The sequence below is a fragment of the Pseudovibrio sp. WM33 genome, from assembly GCF_001623165.1.
GTDB lineage: Bacteria > Pseudomonadota > Alphaproteobacteria > Rhizobiales > Stappiaceae > Pseudovibrio.
This window is the reverse complement of sequence record NZ_LMCK01000142.1, coordinates 80,858-81,441: the sequence shown is the minus strand read 5'-3', so window position 1 is coordinate 81,441 and position 584 is coordinate 80,858. Positions and strand designations below refer to the sequence as shown.

The window sequence follows — 584 nt, the reverse complement described above, 5'->3', positions numbered from 1 at the left end:
GGGCTGTTTCAACTGAAAGGGTTGTGACTTCTGATCTGCCCGTTGTGACCAACTATGAGCGACTGCAGGGCATGGCTGAAAGTTTGTTGCAGGAGGCGTGGGCGTCACGGGAGCGCTTAAGCTATGTGCTGCCTCCAACGGATCTGCACATAGAACCGGGCGACTATCTTAAACTGACCGTTTCCGGCCGTGTGTTCGCGGTGCGGGTGCTTTCCGTCAAGGATGGAGACGCCCGCATGATTGAAGCGGTGAGTTATGATGCACCGGTGTATGAAGCAACCAAGGGAGCAACACGGGCCTTTGTCTCAAAAGGGCAGGTGCTGCAGGCGGCCGCACTAGGGGTGTTTATTGATGGGCCGCTTTTGCGTGATCAGGACACACCATGGCAAGGCTATCTGACCGGCTATCAGTTGCCGTTTTCTCCGGGCATGGCGTTCTTATCCAGCCCGGTGACAAGTGGCTATGAGCTGCGGGCCGCCCTTAATCAGCAAGGTGTGCTCGGGGAGCTGCTGACACCCTTACCTGCAGGGCCGATGCACCGCTGGGACAGAGGCAACCGGGTAGAGGTGAAGCTCTACAACGGG

General features: G+C 57.7%; 1 protein-coding gene. It reads left to right on the top strand.

The window, feature by feature from the left end:
* Nucleotides 1-584: phage tail protein (locus PsWM33_RS27505; RefSeq protein ID WP_193778468.1), on the top strand; the 584-nt coding region annotated here is incomplete at both ends.